The sequence below is a fragment of the Streptomyces sp. DH12 genome (assembly GCF_020873895.1).
Classification (GTDB): Bacteria; Actinomycetota; Actinomycetes; order Streptomycetales; family Streptomycetaceae; genus Streptomyces.
Map to the genome: position 1 here is coordinate 1 of NZ_JAHWGT010001655.1, position 390 is coordinate 390.

Consider the following 390-nt stretch of genomic DNA (forward strand, 5'->3'; position numbering starts at 1 on the left):
CGCGATCGAGGACTCGCGCTTCTACGAGCACGGGGCGATCGACCTGAAGGGCGTGCTGCGCGCCCTCAACAAGAACGCCCGCAGCGGTGAGGTCTCCGAGGGCGCCTCGACGCTCACCCAGCAGTACGTGAAGAACGTCTTCGTCGAGGAGGCGGGCGACGACCCGACGAAGGTCGCGCAGGCCACCCAGCAGACCATCGGCCGCAAGATCCAAGAGCTGAAGTACGCGATCCAGGTCGAGGAGGAGCTGGGCAAGAAGAAGATCCTCGAGAACTATCTGAACATCACCTTCTTCGGGCAGCAGGCCTACGGCGTGGAGGCGGCGTCCCAGCGCTACTTCTCCAAGCCGGCCAAGGACCTCAGCCTCCAGGAGGCCGCGCTCCTCGCCGG

1 protein-coding gene is annotated in these 390 nt (G+C 65.6%); it reads left to right on the top strand.

From position 1 onward, the window contains the following. Nucleotides 1–390 (top strand): transglycosylase domain-containing protein (locus LPA54_RS41580; protein WP_228985543.1); only part of this gene is annotated, 390 nt, incomplete at both ends.